17 protein-coding genes are annotated in these 17,500 nt (G+C 47.4%); all 17 read left to right on the top strand.

Annotation, left to right across the window (positions count from 1 at the left end):
- Positions 1-4: 4 nt before the first annotated feature.
- Positions 5-1,660: a membrane protein insertase YidC gene (gene yidC / locus EZV61_RS13100; RefSeq protein WP_114339269.1), complete on the top strand. Its 1,656-nt coding sequence runs from the start codon at positions 5-7 to the stop codon at positions 1,658-1,660.
- A 92-nt stretch (positions 1,661-1,752) separates the two neighbouring features.
- Complete coding sequence (mnmE, locus tag EZV61_RS13095) at positions 1,753-3,123, top strand: tRNA uridine-5-carboxymethylaminomethyl(34) synthesis GTPase MnmE (RefSeq protein ID WP_131416184.1); 1,371 nt, start codon at positions 1,753-1,755, stop codon at positions 3,121-3,123.
- 181 nt (positions 3,124-3,304) lie between these two features.
- Positions 3,305-3,757, top strand: a complete 453-nt coding sequence (mioC, locus tag EZV61_RS13090) for an FMN-binding protein MioC (RefSeq protein ID WP_114339270.1) — start codon at positions 3,305-3,307, stop codon at positions 3,755-3,757.
- Between the two features lie 381 nt (positions 3,758-4,138).
- Positions 4,139-6,028 carry a tRNA uridine-5-carboxymethylaminomethyl(34) synthesis enzyme MnmG gene (mnmG, locus tag EZV61_RS13085; RefSeq protein ID WP_130567847.1) on the top strand — a complete coding sequence of 630 codons (1,890 nt, stop codon included), beginning with the start codon at positions 4,139-4,141 and terminating at the stop codon, positions 6,026-6,028.
- Positions 6,028-6,651: a 16S rRNA (guanine(527)-N(7))-methyltransferase RsmG gene (gene rsmG / locus EZV61_RS13080; protein WP_114339272.1), complete on the top strand. Its 624-nt coding sequence runs from the start codon at positions 6,028-6,030 to the stop codon at positions 6,649-6,651. The genes mnmG and rsmG overlap by 1 nt, the downstream gene beginning before the upstream one ends.
- Positions 6,652-6,668: 17 nt before the next feature.
- Positions 6,669-7,460: a ParA family protein gene (locus EZV61_RS13075; RefSeq protein ID WP_114339273.1), complete on the top strand. Its 792-nt coding sequence runs from the start codon at positions 6,669-6,671 to the stop codon at positions 7,458-7,460.
- A gap of 24 nt (positions 7,461-7,484) precedes the next feature.
- On the top strand, positions 7,485-8,384 hold the full coding sequence (locus tag EZV61_RS13070) for a ParB/RepB/Spo0J family partition protein (protein WP_114339274.1): 900 nt from the start codon (positions 7,485-7,487) through the stop codon (positions 8,382-8,384).
- 105 nt (positions 8,385-8,489) lie between these two features.
- Entirely contained in the window at positions 8,490-8,870 is a 381-nt protein-coding gene (locus tag EZV61_RS13065; protein WP_165419407.1) for an ATP synthase subunit I, read from the top strand.
- 14 nt (positions 8,871-8,884) lie between these two features.
- Complete coding sequence (gene atpB / locus EZV61_RS13060; protein WP_114339276.1) at positions 8,885-9,739, top strand: F0F1 ATP synthase subunit A; 855 nt, start codon at positions 8,885-8,887, stop codon at positions 9,737-9,739.
- 56 nt (positions 9,740-9,795) lie between these two features.
- The gene (atpE, locus tag EZV61_RS13055) at positions 9,796-10,026 is read left to right on the top strand and encodes a F0F1 ATP synthase subunit C (protein ID WP_114339277.1); all 231 of its coding nucleotides are present in this window, start codon (positions 9,796-9,798) and stop codon (positions 10,024-10,026) included.
- A 48-nt stretch (positions 10,027-10,074) separates the two neighbouring features.
- On the top strand, positions 10,075-10,545 hold the full coding sequence (gene atpF / locus EZV61_RS13050; RefSeq protein ID WP_114339278.1) for a F0F1 ATP synthase subunit B: 471 nt from the start codon (positions 10,075-10,077) through the stop codon (positions 10,543-10,545).
- Between the two features lie 15 nt (positions 10,546-10,560).
- Positions 10,561-11,094, top strand: a complete 534-nt coding sequence (atpH, locus tag EZV61_RS13045; RefSeq protein ID WP_114339279.1) for a F0F1 ATP synthase subunit delta — start codon at positions 10,561-10,563, stop codon at positions 11,092-11,094.
- A gap of 15 nt (positions 11,095-11,109) precedes the next feature.
- Positions 11,110-12,651 carry a F0F1 ATP synthase subunit alpha gene (gene atpA, locus EZV61_RS13040; RefSeq protein ID WP_114339280.1) on the top strand — a complete coding sequence of 514 codons (1,542 nt, stop codon included), beginning with the start codon at positions 11,110-11,112 and terminating at the stop codon, positions 12,649-12,651.
- 41 nt (positions 12,652-12,692) lie between these two features.
- Entirely contained in the window at positions 12,693-13,556 is an 864-nt protein-coding gene (gene atpG, locus EZV61_RS13035; RefSeq protein WP_114339281.1) for a F0F1 ATP synthase subunit gamma, read from the top strand.
- 31 nt (positions 13,557-13,587) lie between these two features.
- Positions 13,588-14,976, top strand: a complete 1,389-nt coding sequence (atpD, locus tag EZV61_RS13030; RefSeq protein ID WP_114339282.1) for a F0F1 ATP synthase subunit beta — start codon at positions 13,588-13,590, stop codon at positions 14,974-14,976.
- Positions 14,977-15,008: 32 nt separating this feature from the next.
- Positions 15,009-15,431, top strand: coding sequence for a F0F1 ATP synthase subunit epsilon (locus tag EZV61_RS13025; protein ID WP_114339283.1), 423 nt, complete (start codon positions 15,009-15,011; stop codon positions 15,429-15,431).
- 236 nt (positions 15,432-15,667) lie between these two features.
- A complete protein-coding gene (gene glmU / locus EZV61_RS13020) occupies positions 15,668-17,038 on the top strand; it encodes a bifunctional UDP-N-acetylglucosamine diphosphorylase/glucosamine-1-phosphate N-acetyltransferase GlmU (RefSeq protein ID WP_131416137.1) in 1,371 nt (456 codons plus the stop codon).
- Positions 17,039-17,500 lie beyond the last annotated feature (462 nt).

The raw sequence follows: 17,500 nt of genomic DNA, 5'->3' as shown, positions 1-17,500 counted from the left end.
AGCCATGGAATCACAACGCAATTTACTGCTTATCGGGTTTCTACTGGTAAGCTTCCTACTGTATCAGCAGTGGGTATCTTACAGTCAGCCAGATACGGCACCTGTCGAAACCAGTTTAACTACGCCAAGTGCCACAGACGCACTACCTAGCGCACAAGCAACTGGTGGCGAAGAGGGTATTCCAGATATAGCCCCAGCCGCGCCACAGGCACCTGCCGCTGATGATACACTGGCACCTGTTTCGCGTTTAATCACAGTGACAACAGATAAACTCCGCATCACTATCGACACCTTGGGTGGCGATGTCGTGCACGCCGACCTGATGGAATTCCCATTAACGCTGGATTCAGACGATCCGTTCGTGTTGCTACACCAAAGCAATCAGTTCCGTTACATCGCACAAAGCGGTTTAACCGGTTTTGATACACGGGACAACCGCCCACTTTATGCCGCTGCACAGCAGAACTATACCCTCGCCGATGGCGAAGATATGTTGGCAGTGCCATTGAGCTACCAGCGCGATGACGGCGTCATGATCGCTAAAGTATTCAAGTTCAGCCGTGGCAAACACTCTATTGATGTAGATTTCCGCATCCATAACGGCACCAGCCAACCACTCAGTACCCAGGTATGGGCGCAATTGCGTCAAACGATGGCAGGTGAAGGCGGATCAATGTTGATGCCAACCTACCGCGGCGCAGCTTACTCGACAGCCGACTCACGATACGAAAAATTCAGCTTTGACGATATGAGCGAGAAAAAGCTCAATAAGCAAACCCAAGGCGGTTGGGTGGCCATGCTTCAGCACTACTTTGTTAGCGCTTGGGTGCCAGGCGCCGATGACAATAACGAGATCTATAGCAGCACCAGTAATGGTCAGGGCATCATAGGTTTCATCGCCCCCGCAACCACCATTGCAGCGGGTGCCGACCAAACCCTGAACACCACGCTGTTTGTCGGTCCTAAAGATCAGGATGCGCTGTCAGCATTATCACCAACCCTCAACCTAGTGGTTGATTACGGCTTCCTCTGGATGTTGGCGCAACCTCTGCATTGGTTGCTGGTATTGTTCCAAAGCTGGGTGGTTAACTGGGGTATCGCAATTATCCTAATCACGCTAACCGTCAAAGGCAGTATGTACCGCCTCACCAAAGCGCAGTTCAGCTCAATGGCGAAAATGCGCAAGTTGCAGCCAAAGATGGCTGCACTGAAAGAGCGTTATGGTGATGATCGCCAGAAGATGTCGCAAGCGATGATGGAGATGTATAAGAAAGAGAAGGTTAACCCCATGGGTGGTTGCCTACCTATTCTTATCCAGATGCCTATCTTTATTGCGCTCTATTGGGTACTTCTGGAAAGCTATGAGTTACGTCAGGCTCCCTTCTTCCTCTGGATCGACGATCTGTCAGTACAGGATCCATATTACGTATTGCCGTTGTTGATGGGCGCCTCCATGTGGTTGATGCAAAAGATGTCGCCAAATACCATTACGGATCCAACACAGCAGAAAGTGATGCAGTTTATGCCGGTCATATTCACTTTTATGTTCCTCTGGTTCCCTTCAGGACTGGTACTGTATTGGTTGGTATCCAACCTGATATCCATTGCCCAGCAATGGTATATCTACCGCCAAATGGACAAAGCAGACGCCAAAGCCTAACTAACAAGTTGAGCTAACAGTGAAAAGGGGCAACCAAGGTTGCCCCTTGTTGCTTTATAATGACGGTAATTATCCTAATTATTATCGCCATTATGCCTAGTCATATAGATACAATTGTCGCCCAAGCTACCCCTCCAGGCCGTGGTGGCGTTTCTATCATTCGTGTTTCCGGTCCCGACGCAGAGCGGGTCGCTGAAACCGTTTTGGGAAAAGTGCCAGCGCCTCGTGTCGCCGAGTACCTCCCCTTTAAAGATCACAAAGCACAAATATTGGATCAGGGCATAGCCTTACTGTTCAAAGCCCCGAACTCCTTTACCGGTGAAAACGTACTCGAGCTGCAAGGCCATGGTGGGCCCGTGGTTGTCGATATGCTATTGAAAGCGATCTGTCGCATTCCCGGTATACGCATCGCCAATCCAGGGGAGTTTAGCGAACGTGCTTTTCTAAATGACAAATTGGATCTGACACAGGCAGAGGCGATCGCTGACTTAATAGAAGCAAACAGTGAAGCCGCGGCCAAAAGTGCCCTGCACTCACTGCAAGGTGTATTTTCCCAGCAGGTACACGCGTTAGTAGAACAACTCACCCACCTACGGATCTACGTTGAAGCAGCTATCGACTTTCCCGATGAAGAGGTCGACTTTCTCTCTGACGGCAAGATCAGCGGCGACCTCAGCGCCATCGAGCAGCAACTCGCGGAAGTACAATCACAAGCCAAACAAGGCAGCTTGATCCGTGAAGGAATGCGCGTAGTACTGGCGGGCAAACCAAATGCCGGCAAATCAAGCTTACTCAACGCATTAGCAGGCAAAGAAGCTGCTATCGTCACAGAGATAGCAGGCACCACCCGAGACGTATTGCGAGAGCATATCCATATCGACGGGATGCCACTACACATCATCGACACAGCAGGCCTTAGAGAGAGCCCTGACAAAGTCGAACAGATAGGTATTGCACGCGCCTGGGAAGAGATAAACCAAGCAGACAGAGTCCTGTTTCTGGTTGACGCCAGCGAAACCAAAGAGACTGATCCCCATAAGATCTGGCCAGAGTTAGTCGACAAACTACCAAACGATGTACCACTCACTCTGGTACGCAATAAATTGGATGTTGCAGATATCCAAGCTAAGCCGACCGCAGAAGGTCGCTATCCAATAATCCAAATATCCGCGAAAACGGGCAGCGGTATTGATGAACTAAAAGTCCATCTAAAAGCGATCATGGGCTATCAAGGACAAGGGGGCGAAGGTCAATTTACCGCCCGACGTCGGCACACAGAGGCTCTCAAACAAGCTGAACAGCACCTGCTTCAAGGTCGAGAGCAGTTAGATATCTATTGTGCCGGTGAGCTGTTAGCGGAAGAGTTACGGCTGGCACAGCAAGCATTAGCAGAGATCACCGGTGAATTTAGTTCAGATGATCTGCTTGGAAAGATCTTTTCTTCTTTTTGTATAGGTAAATAACCAAATAAAACAATAAGTAACAGTTATAGCTTGGGGAATATGTGTGATCGTAAACGATCACTTACCCCCAACTTAATCCTGCCTTGTTCACATCAAATACCTTGGGTTACTCACAGAATTAGCCACAAGCGACAGCGAGCGGTTACAATAGCCATCACTTTACTCTGAAGCAGGTTTTTCGATGAGCAATACAGTTCAACTCTTGGTGGGCTCCATGCTAGGAGCGACCGAATATGTCGCAGACCACGCCGCAGACCTGTTGCAACAAGCAGGCTACAGCACAGAAATAGTGATCGACTTTAATCAATGGCGACCAAGAGATGATGAAAGCCAGCGTTGGCTCATCTGCACATCGACCCATGGCGCTGGCGATCTTCCAGATAATATTCAGCCACTGGCCGAATATCTGTTGATGCATCGTCCTAATCTTGCCAGTGTAAAGTATGGCGTTATCGGTTTAGGTGACTCCAGCTATGACACTTTTTGCGAAGGTAGTAAGACCCTAGATACCGTTCTGGAGGATTTAGGCGCCTATAAAGTTGCCGAACGACTAGAGATTGATGTCCAAGAAACACCGATCCCCGAAGATGCAGCCGAGGCCTGGTTGCCACAATTTATTGAAAAGATCGCTTAACAACTATGGATCTTAACTGTGTATAAGTAACCTAGTTACCCACAATACATACTGAAAAGCCCAGATTATCTCTCCCCATGTATATACGATTGTGGATAAAACAGTGTTTCATCCACGATCAATACCCGTTAGATCCCAACGATCACACAGCTTTCAAACAAGCTAACTTATTGTAATTTAAATCATTAAAATCTTAATCCACAGGGATCTCCGTACTAATTAAAAGATCAGTAAAGATCGATCTAAAGATCTTTTTGATCTTATTTAAGCAAGTAAGATCCTTTGTTCACTTCACGCCAGCCCTGCCATCAAGTAGAATATGCGACCCTTAAAGATCCTAAGGATCGCGATCCTTGAGATCCTAATGCGTGAGGCAGAGATATGTTGTTCGATGAAAAGTTTGATGTGATCGTTGTTGGTGGTGGCCATGCTGGCACTGAAGCAGCAATGGCATCAGCGCGAACAGGTGCGAACACACTTTTACTCACCCACAACATAGATACTTTAGGACAGATGTCCTGTAATCCCGCTATTGGTGGCATAGGTAAAGGCCATTTAGTGAAAGAGATTGATGCTCTGGGTGGTCTGATGGCCACAGCCATCGATCATGGCGGGATCCAATTCAGGACGCTCAATGCCAGTAAAGGGCCAGCGGTAAGAGCGACACGAGCACAGGCTGATCGTCAGTTGTATCGTTCCTTCGTGCGTCACGCATTAGAAAACCAGCCCAATTTGAAAATTTTCCAGCAGTCCTGCGATGATCTTTTAGTTGAGAACGATCGGGTTACCGGTGTGGTAACTAAAATGGGGCTGACGTTCAAAGCTGAGGCGGTGGTGCTGACGGTAGGTACCTTTCTTGGTGGTCAGATCCATATCGGCATGGAGAACTACAGTGGTGGACGCGCAGGTGATCCACCATCGATCGCATTAGCACAACGAATGCGTGAATTGCCGTTTCGGGTTGGTCGTTTAAAAACCGGCACCCCACCCCGTATTGACGCTCGTAGCATTGATTTTTCTGTGATGGAGCCACAACCCGGTGATGCGCCAACACCGACCTTTTCTTTCATGGGAAAAGCATCGCAGCATCCCCAGCAGATCGCCTGTTATATCACCCATACCAATACGCAAACCCATGAAATCATTAAAGGCGGGTTAGATCGATCACCCATGTATGCCGGAGTGATCGAGGGTGTGGGGCCAAGATATTGTCCATCAATTGAAGACAAGGTGATGCGCTTTGCGGATAAACAATCCCATCAGATATTCGTTGAGCCTGAAGGGCTAACTACCCATGAGGTTTATCCGAACGGTATCTCGACCAGTTTGCCATTTGATGTCCAGTTAAACTTAGTGCACTCGATTGTTGGCTTTGAAAACGCCCATATCACTCGACCTGGTTACGCCATCGAATATGACTTCTTTGATCCTCGGGATCTTAAAGCCACGCTGGAAACCAAGTTTATCCAAGGGCTATTTTTTGCTGGCCAAATCAACGGTACAACCGGTTATGAAGAAGCGGGCGCACAGGGATTAATTGCTGGTGTTAACGCTTCGCGCTTGGCTAATGAACTTGAGCAGTGGACGCCGCGTCGAGATCAGGCATATATGGGCGTATTGGTTGATGATCTTGCCACTTTGGGAACGCAAGAGCCTTATCGCATGTTTACCAGCCGTGCGGAATATCGTTTGTTGTTGCGCGAAGATAACGCTGATCTGCGTTTAACGCCGATCGGGCGAGAACTAGGCTTAGTGGATGATCTCCGTTGGCAGACGTTTAATGAAAAACTCGAAGCCATTGAGCAAGAAAAACAGCGCCTAAAAGAGACTTGGGTACAGGCTAATTCCGTTGCAGCTAGCCAGCTCAATCCAAAGCTGAAAACACCATTGGCGCGGGAAACTAACTTGGAAAGCTTGCTACGCCGACCAGAAGTGACTTATCAGATGCTTTCAGATCTCGAAGGTATCGGGGCTGGATTGGAGCATCAACAAGCGGCAGAACAAGTAGAGATCCAAACGAAGTACGCTGGTTATATTGAGCGGCAGAAAGATGAAATAGCCAAACTGCAACGTAATGAAAATACTCTGCTACCGTTAGATATTGATTACGCCAATGTCCCCGGGCTTTCTAACGAAGTGATCGCCAAATTGAACAACAGTAAGCCGGAAACGATCGGTAAAGCCTCCCGTATATCTGGGATCACACCGGCTGCTATCTCGATCTTACTGGTGCATTTGAAGAAGCTTGGTTTATTGAAAAAGAGTGCTTGATGGAACAGTTTAAAACCCAACTGATAACCCAAGCGAACAGCTTAGGTTTGTCGCTGACGGATGAGCAGAGTGACAAACTGTTAGGTTTTTTGGCGCTACTGAACAAGTGGAACAAAGCGTATAACCTCACCTCTGTGCGTGATCCGCAAGAGATGTTAGTACGTCATATTCTAGACAGTTTGGTAGTCTTACCCCATATGGACGGACTCAAGCGGGTCATCGATGTGGGGACGGGTCCGGGGTTACCTGGGATCCCATTGGCAATTATGATGCCCGAGACTCAATTTTTTCTGCTTGATAGTCTGGGTAAGCGTATTCGCTTTCAGAAGCAGGTTTGTCATGAGTTAGGACTCACTAATGTCACTTCTATACAAAGTAGAGTTGAAAAATTCCAGCCGGATCACCCATTTGATGCTGTGATCAGTCGCGCCTTTGCGTCGATAGGTGATATGCTCAGTTGGTGTAGCCATTTGGGCTGTTATTTTCTAGCCATGAAAGGCACTTATCCTGAACAGGAACTTGCACAACTGCCTGCCGACTTTACAGTCAAAGCAGTACATCCGTTACAAGTACCTGAGCTGGATGAAGCTCGTCACTTGGTAGAGATCATACGCAACCAATAACTCGATTGGGGTCTGTCGTGGGTAAAGTCATTTCAGTAGCAAACCAGAAAGGTGGTGTCGGTAAGACAACCACAGCTGTCAACCTGGCCGCGTCGCTGGCCGCCACCAAACGCAAAGTGCTGTTGATCGATCTCGATCCACAGGGTAATGCGACCATGGGGAGCGGTGTCGACAAATATGAAGTGCCGAAAAGCGCTTACGAGCTATTGATTGATGAAGAACCGTTTAATGACGTGGTGGTCACGGAAACAACCGGTGGTTATGACCTGATCGCTGCTAATGCCGATGTCACGGCGGCCGAAATTAAGTTGATGGAAGTTTTCTCGCGGGAAACGCGCCTGCGTAATGCATTGCATCCAGTGCGAGATAGTTACGATTTCATTTTTATCGATTGCCCACCCTCGTTGAACTTATTGACGGTCAACGCGATGGCGGCATCTGACTCTGTACTGGTACCAATGCAGTGTGAGTACTTTGCTCTGGAAGGATTGACCGCCTTGGTTGATACCGTGAGTAAAATATCAGCGGCAGTGAATCCTGGGCTACATGTCGAAGGTATACTTCGTACCATGTACGATCCTAGAAATCGCCTCTCCTGTGATGTATCAGAGCAGCTGAAACAGCACTTTGGTGACAAAGTTTACCGTACTGTTATTCCTCGAAATATCCGCTTAGCTGAAGCGCCTAGTTTTGGTACACCAAGTATGTACTACGATAAAAACTCGACTGGCGCTAAATCATACTTAGCACTTGCAGGTGAGATCCTGCGTCGTGCCGAGCTCAGTGGTGCTAATTCAGAATCAGCCTAACGTCTTAAGGAAATAGTTCAACTCATGTCGACACCTAAACGTAGAGGCTTGGGCCGCGGATTAGATGCCCTGCTAAGTACCAGCCAGGCAGCTCGAGATAGAGTGGATGCTCAGGCTGATGGCGAAGCGCAGTCTGCAGCGGCCATTCCGAAGGGAGAGATGCAAAAACTCCCGATTGAACAACTCACGCCTGGCAAATATCAACCTCGTAAAGATATGTCACCGGAAGCGCTGGAAGAGTTGGCGCATTCTATTGAAGCACAGGGCATTATCCAGCCGATTGTGGTGCGCAAAGTTGCCAGTGGTAAATATGAGATTATTGCCGGTGAACGGCGTTGGCGTGCTTCTCAATTAGCCGGGTTAGATATCGTTCCCTGCATGGTTAAAGATGTGCCCGATGAAGCCGCTGTGGCTATTGCGTTGATTGAAAATATTCAGCGTGAAGATCTTAATGCGATGGAAGAAGCTATCGCATTAAAACGCTTAATGACTGAATTTCAGCTTACTCATCAGGAAACCGCCGATGCCGTAGGTAAATCTCGCACTACTGTGACCAATTTATTACGCTTAAATAACCTGAATGATGACGTTAAGGTTATGCTAGAGCGTGGCGATATTGAGATGGGGCATGCCCGTGCTCTGTTGACGCTTGAAGGTGAGCAACAATCTGAAGCTGCTCGCATCGTGGTGGGTAAAGGCATGACCGTTAGGGAAGCTGAGCGCTTGGTGCGGAAGATTATGGATCCGCCTGAAGCGAAGCCAGAACCTACCATTGATCCAAATATCACCCAGTTACAAACTGATTTGGCAGAGCGTTTAGGAGCCAATGTAATGATCAATCATACTTCTAAAGGCAAAGGTAAGTTGGTTATTAGTTATACTAATCTGGATGAGCTTGATGGGATTCTTGAGCACATTAAGTAATGGCCTAGCACGGATATACAATGTCCATTTGCGCTCGGTCAATAAATGCCTTTATACTCCGCTAGCAAATTGGCTTGCCAATAATAAATTAAAGAAAAAAGCCTTGTGATCCCATTAATTTCGCAAACTAGGCGTGTAGCGATAAAACAGGTGCAGATTCTGCTGTTTTTGTCTGCTGCTACCGGTTTATCATGGACTATAGTTGCAGACTATATTGATGGTATCGCCGCATTTTGTGGTGGTCTTTCCGTGTCGGTAGGACAGTTAGTTTTTATCTGGTCGGCACTAAGATTTAATGGAGCCAGACAGGCTGGACTGATAAAGTCAGGTTTCAAGCAGGGGTTACATTTAAAATGGAGCGCGACACTTATCTTTGCTGCTTTAGCGTTAGCGAAGTTCAAGTTACCTCCGCTGCCCTTTTTAACAACTTTTTGTGTAATGGTATTGGTCAGTGCATCGATACCGGTTATGTTTTCAAAAAAATAAAATCAGGATGAGCTATGGCTGCCTCAGGTGAACCTTTAACTTCGACCGAGTACATCCAGCACCACCTCACCAACCTTCAGGTTTGCTCGACCGAGCATGGCCTGCAGTGGGGACACCACTGCAGTGAGGCTGGTTTCTGGGTGTTGAATGCAGACTCACTTTTTTGGTCGATCTCTCTCGGTGTATTCTTTCTATGGTTATTCCGCCGAGTGGGTAAAAAAGCTACAACCGGGGTGCCCGGTAAACTTCAATGTTTTGTTGAGATGCTTGTCGAGTTTGTTGATGGCAGTGTTCGCGATACCTTTCATGGAAAAAATAAGTTAATTGCGCCATTGGCTTTAACTATTTTTGTTTGGGTATTTTTGATGAACCTGATGGATCTTATCCCGGTTGATTTGATTCCCTATGCGGCTCAAGTAAGCGGCGTTCCGTATCAAAAAATAGTATCGACTACAGACCTTAATTTAACATTTGCCCTAGCTCTTGGCGTTTTTGCTTTGATGCTGTTCTATAGCGTTAAAGTGAAAGGTCCTATCGGTTTCCTGAAAGAACTAACCTTACACCCTTTTAATAGCAGCAATGTATTCATTCAGGCGCTATTTGTACCGGTTAACTTCCTTCTTGAAAGTATCACCCTACTGGCTAAGCCAGTATCACTCGGCTTGCGTCTGTTTGGTAACATGTATGCAGGCGAGTTGATTTTTATTTTGATAGCCATTTTATACAGCGCCGGCGCCGTTCTCGGTACGCTTGGTGGTGTGTTGCAAATCGGGTGGGCTATCTTCCACATATTGGTCATCACGCTGCAAGCGTTCATATTCATGGTGTTAACCATTGTGTATCTGAGCATGGCACACGAAGATCATTAACTCGTAACTAACTATTTGTTCGTTAAAACCATCAAAGCTAATAACTGGAGATTAAGATGGACGTACTTGGCTTGAAATACATCGCTGTTGCTCTGATGATGGGCCTTGCAGCCCTGGGTACCGGTATCGGTTTCTCTATTCTAGGCGGCAAGTTCCTAGAAAGCTCTGCCCGTCAGCCTGAGCTGGCGCCACAACTGCAAGTAAAGATGTTCATCGTTGCAGGTTTGCTTGATGCGATTCCAATGATCGCAGTTGGTATCGGCTTGTACCTATTGTTCGCTGCATAAGCTAACTATTTCATTAATGCGAACAGCAGTGAATAAGGAGGATGTGTTGTGAGTATCAACGCTACCTTGTTTGGACAAATGATCGCTTTTGCGGTGTTCGTGTGGTTCTGCATGAAATATGTGTGGCCACCGCTGATAAGTGCGATCGAAGAACGTCAGAAGAAAATTGCTGACGGCCTTGCTGACGCTGAACGTGCTTCAAAAAGCTTAGAATTGGCGCAAAATAATGCCGCGGATAAGTTAAAAGAAGCTAAGCAGCAAGCCACTGAAATTTTAGAGCAAGCTAACCGTCGCAAAAATCAGATTGTTGAAGAAGCACAAACTGAAGCGCGCGGTGAACGGGAAAAAATCCTCGTTCAAGGGCGAGCTGAAATTGAAGCTGAACGAAATCGAGCACAGGAAGAACTGCGTAAGCAGGTCGCGGTACTGGCTGTTGCTGGTGCTGAGCGAATTCTGGCTCGTTCTATCGATAAGGCTGCTAATGCCGATATCTTAGATCAGTTGGCTAAAGAGCTGTAATAAGGGAGTGGCGACATGTCTGATTTGACTACGATTGCGCGCCCTTATGCTAAGGCAGCTTTTGACTTTGCTATTGAGAACAATACGCTGTCGGATTGGAACGAAATGTTAGCGTTTGCCGCTGCTGTTTCATCTGAGCCGCAGGTTTCAACATTACTGGCTGCTGCCGGTAATGCTGAAAAAGCAGCGGAGGTGTTTAACACTCTGTGCGACGAGCAACTCAACGAGCATGGTCGTAACTTGATCAAGGTAATGGCCGAAAACAAACGTCTTCAAGCACTACCAGAAGTGTTCCGCTTGTATCAGATTTTGAAAGCGGAGCATGAACTAGAGATTGACGTATACTGCACCTCAAACACCGATCTAGATGCTGCTCAAAAGCAAGCAATTAGTCAGGCAATGGCAGTACGTTTGTCACGTAAAGTTAAGTTGATTTGTAATGTAGACAGCACACTGCTTGGCGGTGTTGTGATCAAAGCTGGCGATTTGGTGATTGATAACACTATTCGCGGCAAGCTGGATCGCATGGCTGATTCATTACTGTCATAAACGGGAAAGCAGAGCATGCAACTGAATTCCAATGAGATCAGTGAGCTGATCAAAAAACGGATTGAGAAATTCGATGTTGCCAGTGAAGCCCGCAACGAAGGTACGATCGTATCTGTTAGCGATGGCATCATCAGCATCAACGGCCTAGCCGATGTGATGCTTGGCGAAATGATTGAATTGCCAGGCAATCGCTTTGCTATGGCATTGAACCTTGAGCGCGATTCTGTTGGCGCGGTTGTTTTGGGTTCTTATGAAGGTTTGGCTGAAGGTCAGATCGTTAAGGGAACAGGCAATATTCTTTCGGTTCCTGTCGGCCGAGGGTTGTTAGGCCGCGTTTTGAATGCCTTGGGTGAACCTATTGATGGTAAAGGCCCTGTTGAGCATGACGGTTACTCACCCATTGAGGTGATTGCACCGGGGGTTATTGAGCGTCAATCAGTTGATCAGCCTGTAGAAACAGGTTATTCAGCGATCGATTCGATGATTCCAATTGGTCGTGGCCAGCGTGAATTGATTATTGGCGACCGTCAAACCGGTAAAACTGCCATAGCAATTGATGCCATCATCAACCAAAAGCGTTCAGGTATTAAGTGTGTTTACGTTGCAATTGGCCAGAAAAACTCGACCATTGCAAATGTCGTACGTAAGCTCGAAGAGAACGGCGCTATGGAGTACACCACGGTGGTTGCGGCATCGGCTTCTGAAGCTGCTGCATTGCAATACTTGTCAGCCTACTCAGGTTGTACCATGGGTGAGTATTTCCGTGACCGTGGCGAAGATGCACTGATTATCTATGATGACTTGTCAAAACAAGCCGTTGCTTATCGTCAGATCTCTTTGCTGCTAAAACGCCCTCCGGGTCGTGAAGCCTACCCTGGTGATGTTTTCTATCTTCATAGTCGTTTGCTTGAGCGTGCAGCTCGTGTGAATGCTGACTACGTTGAGAAGTTCACTAATGGTGAAGTGAAAGGCCAGACAGGCTCATTGACTGCACTGCCAATTATTGAAACGCAAGGCGGCGACGTTTCAGCGTTCGTTCCAACCAACGTGATCTCTATTACCGATGGTCAGATCTTCCTTGAAACCGATTTGTTTAACTCAGGTATTCGTCCTGCGGTTAACCCAGGTATCTCGGTATCTCGTGTCGGTGGTTCTGCGCAGACCAAAGTGATTAAGAAACTAGGTGGTTCCGTTCGTACGGCTCTGGCACAGTTTCGCGAAGTTCAGGCATTTGCTCAATTTGCATCGGATCTAGATGATGCGACATTGCAGCAGCTTGAGCACGGTCAGCGAGTGACAGAGTTAATGAAACAGAAACAATATGCGCCTTACTCTACTGCGCTGATGGCTGTTTCGTTGTATGCCGCTGAGAATGGTTATCTCAAGGATATATCACTCGACAAAATCGGCGACTTTGAAGCGGCGTTGCACTCTTACGCGACTAGCGAGCACAGCAAGTTGATAGACACCATCAACGAAACCGGCGCATACAGCGATGATGTTGCCAGTGGTTTGAAGACGGTTCTTGATGGCTTCGTGGCTGGTCAAAGCTGGTAATACAGGTTTTTCTGTATTTCACTTTATACGAGGAGTGAGAGATGGCCGGTGCTAAAGAGATTCGAGGTAAAATTGCGAGTGTAAAAAGCACTCAGAAGATCACGAGTGCGATGGAAAAGGTAGCTGCTTCGAAGATGCGTAAGACGCAAGCTCGAATGGAAGCTTCCCGCCCTTATGCTGAAAGCATGCGCAACGTGATTGGGCATATTGCCCTTGGCAGCTTGGAGTATCGCCATTCTTATATGAATGAGCGGGAGACCAAGCGAGTTGGCTATTTGATCATTTCCACTGATCGTGGTTTGTGTGGTGGTTTGAACTTTAATTTGTTCAAAGAAGTTTCACAAAACATGAAAGAGTGGCAAGACAAAAATGTTGAAGTGGATCTGGCCTTAGTGGGCAGCAAAGCGGCAGCGTTCTTTGGTCGCCATGGTTGTAAGGTACTCGCTCAGACTTCGGGGCTGGGGGATGAACCAACGGTAAAAGAGCTGATTGGTACAGTCCGTGTCATGCTTGATGCCTACAACGAAGGCAAGATCGATCGTCTGTACTTGGTGTACAACCATTACATGAACACCATGTCGCAGAAGCCCAACATTAGTCAATTGCTGCCTTTGCCTAAATCGGATGATGAAGAGCTGATGAAGCACAAGTGGGACTATATCTATGAACCAGATGCCAAAGTTCTGCTCGACAGACTTTTGGTTCGTTACATAGAGTCTCAAGTGTATCAAGGTGCGATTGAAAACCTCGCCTGCGAACAAGCAGCTCGAATGGTTGCGATGAAAGCCGCAACCGATAATGCGGGTAGTCTGATTGACGATCTACAATTGGTGTATAACAAAGCCCGTCAGGCGGCGATTACCCAAGAGTTGAGTGAGATCGTCGGCGGTGCAGCTGCTGTTTAGGTAGAGAAACGCAAGATTTAGAGGACAGATAATGAGCATAGGAAATATCGTCCGGGTGATCGGCGCCGTGGTAGATGCGGAATTTGCACAGGATGCAGTACCGCAGGTATACGACGCACTGGTTGTCACCGAGGAAGGTCAGAACAAAGACCTAGTGCTGGAAGTTCAGCAGCAGCTAGGCGGCGGTATCGTGCGTACCATCGCCATGGGTGCCTCAGAAGGTTTGAAACGCGGCCTTAAAGTTGAGAATACCAATGAGCCGATTAAGGTTCCTGTGGGAACTCAAACGCTTGGCCGCATTATGAACGTATTGGGCCAGCCTATTGATGAAGCAGGCCCCATCGGCGAAGAAGAGCGGTACGCGATTCACCGCCCTGCGCCAAGTTATGAAGAACAGTCAAGCTCTAATGACCTATTAGAAACAGGCATCAAGGTAATCGACTTGATTGCACCGTTTGCTAAGGGCGGTAAAGTTGGGTTGTTCGGTGGTGCTGGTGTTGGTAAGACCGTAAATATGATGGAGCTGATCAATAACATCGCAAAAGCACACAGTGGTTTATCTGTGTTTGCGGGTGTTGGTGAGCGAACTCGTGAAGGTAACGATTTTTATCACGAAATGAACGATTCCAACGTACTTGATAAAGTTGCGATGGTTTACGGTCAGATGAATGAGCCTCCTGGAAACCGTTTGCGCGTTGCGCTAACAGGTTTGACTATGGCTGAAAAATTCCGTGATCAAGGTAAAGATGTACTGCTGTTTATCGATAATATTTATCGTTACACATTGGCCGGTACAGAAGTATCAGCGTTGCTGGGTCGGATGCCTTCTGCGGTAGGTTATCAACCGACTTTGGCTGAAGAGATGGGTGTGTTGCAGGAACGTATTACATCAACCAAAACAGGATCGATTACCTCGGTTCAGGCGGTTTATGTACCTGCGGATGATTTGACCGATCCCTCTCCTGCAACCACGTTTGCGCACTTGGATGCGACTATCGTATTGAGTCGTGATATTGCTGCCCAGGGTATCTACCCGGCCATTGATCCATTGGACTCTTCATCACGTCAGTTAGATCCGTTGATTGTTGGCCAAGAGCACTACGAAGTTGCTCGTGGCGTGCAGACGACTTTGCAGCGTTATAAAGAGCTCAAGGATATCATCGCGATTTTGGGTATGGACGAGTTGTCAGAAGATGACAAAATGACCGTTTCCCGCGCGCGTAAAATCCAGCGCTTCTTATCGCAGCCGTTCCACGTTGCTGAAGTGTTCAACGGTGTACCAGGTAAACTGTGTTCACTGAAAGACACCATTCGCTCATTTAAAGCGATTCTTGCGGGTGAGTATGATCACTTACCTGAGCAAGCGTTTTATATGGTCGGTACCATAGAAGAAGCTGTTGAGAAAGCGGCTGATCTGTAATCATCCTCGTATAACAGAGTTAGGAGGATTTTATGGCTATGACGACACAGTTAGACGTTGTAAGTGCTGAAGCTGAAATTTTTAGCGGCCGCGTTGAGTTCTTGCAAGTCACTGGTTGGGAAGGTGAGTTAGGGATCCTTCCTGGTCATGCTCCACTATTAACCCGGTTAAAGCCGGGTATGGTGAAGCTGCGCAAGCAACACGGTGAGGAAGAGGTGTTTTACCTCTCTGGCGGCGTTTTAGAAGTGCAGCCAGGAACGGTAACCGTATTGGCTGATACGGTTATTCGCGCCGACGAAATTGATGAAGTTTCCGCTAACGAAGCGAAGCGCCGCGCAGAGGAGCATATTGCTAATCCGGGTGCAGACTTCGACTATGCGCAAGCAGCAAGAGAATTGGCGAAGTCGATTGCTCAACTTAAAGTGGCTCAATACAGCCGCAATAAGATAGGCTAGAGTTCTTAGTTGATTCAATAAAGCGACCCATTTGGGTCGCTTTTTTTATGTCTGTTAGAGAGCAACTAGACGTTTTAAGTAAAACAAATTCTCCGGTAGAGCTATTTGTGGACGGTTAGCGTGTACAACCATCTCGGTTAATACTGGGATACGAACTGGAAAAGGCGACCTTAGGGTCGCCTTTTTTGTATACTTAATTCAATTTATTACTGAACTCGTCACTCTATGAGGACCTTATGTCACTGACTGTCGTCATTCTCGCCGCTGGTAAAGGAACGCGGATGCGTTCCAAACTTCCTAAAGTGCTGCACCCGGTTGCTCACAAGCCGATGGTTCAGCATGTGATTGATGCCGCTGCAGGTGTCGGTGCCGAAAAAACCTGTTTGGTCTACGGACACGGTGCTGAACAGATCACGACAGCGCTGAAGGACCCTGATTTGGTATGGGTTGAGCAAGCTGAACAACTAGGTACCGGCCATGCGGTTGCGCAGGCTATCCCTCACCTTGCTGACAAAGATAAAGTATTGGTGCTCTACGGTGATGTACCGCTGATCTTGAGTTCAACATTGCAGCAACTGTTATCTGTACAACCTGACGGTGGTATCGGTTTATTGACAGTTAATCTGGATGACCCTAGCGGTTATGGTCGTATCCTGCGAGATAACGACGGCGGCGATGTCTGTGGCATCGTTGAACAGAAAGATGCTAGCCCTGAACAGCTCGCCGTACGGGAAGTGAATACAGGCATTCTGGTGGCCAATGGTGAGGATCTTACCCGCTGGTTGAACAATCTGTCGAATGACAATGCTCAGGGGGAATACTACCTCACTGATATAATTGCCATGGCCTATGGCGAAGGTCGTAAGATTGCAACGGCGAACCCAGCTACTGCTATCGAAGTGGAAGGGGCAAATAACCGCCTGCAACTCGCCACTTTGGAGCGGGCGTATCAACAGCGAGCGGCAGAGCGGTTGATGACAGAGGGGGTGACACTGCGCGATCCGGCCCGCTTTGATCTACGTGGTGAACTGACTGCTGGTGAAGATTGCGTTATTGATATCAACGTCATTATTGAAGGCAAGGTCAGTCTTGGTAAAGGTGTGCAGATCGGTGCTAACTGCAGCTTGATTGATTGCGAAATTGGTGATCATAGTGTTGTGAAAGCTAACTCTATTGTTGAGTCGTCTTCGGTGGGAGAAGCTTGTTCCATTGGACCTTTTGGTCGCTTGCGTCCAGGTTGTGAAATGGCTAATGACAGCCATATCGGTAATTTTGTCGAGATGAAAAAAGTGCGATTAGGTGAAGGTTCAAAGGCCAACCACCTAACTTATCTTGGCGACAGTGAGATTGGCAGCGGCGTGAATATAGGTGCGGGTACTATTACCTGTAATTACGATGGCGCGAACAAGTTTAAGACCATCATTGGCGATAACGCCTTTATTGGCTCCGACAGTCAACTTGTAGCACCGGTCACAGTTGGTAAAGATGCGACAGTCGGTGCAGGTAGTACCATCACCAGAGATGTACCTGATGCGGCGCTGGCGATATCACGCAGTAAACAAGCACATATACCAGCTTGGCAACGGCCGGTTAAAATCAAAAAATAGTAGTATCTATAGCGTATTAAAGGGCAGCTATCAGCTGCCCTTTTTTGTTCAGGGGGGAACAGTAGTAAAGTGTCCTGCAATTCAATATTTCCCCTGCCGGTGGTAGTTGGCGCACCCTGCATTACAATTGTAAAACTGTTTTAATTATGGGTGTTTGTTCGCCAAAACCCTTATGGATAGCGTGACTCAATCAAGTGAGCGGAGCGCTCTGTCACGCTAACGCAGACAATCTTTATCAAATAGTAAACAGATTAGTTGTGGTGTGCTCTTATTGGGTAATTTGCTTACGAAAAACAATGTTGCTTGCTTTGGCTCGCAACAAAAGAAAAAACCACACAAAAATTAAGATAATCATTTGCACCGTCTTCTTTATGTAAATATATTCGACACTACTTACATATATTAAAAAACGCTGAAATTTTAACCGGTTAGACCGCCCTTGTGGGCGGTCTATTTACTCGT

It is taken from the genome of Corallincola luteus, assembly GCF_004336975.1.
In the GTDB taxonomy this organism is placed as follows: domain Bacteria; phylum Pseudomonadota; class Gammaproteobacteria; order Enterobacterales; family Neiellaceae; genus Corallincola; species Corallincola holothuriorum.
This window is presented reverse-complemented; position numbering and strand designations above follow the sequence as displayed.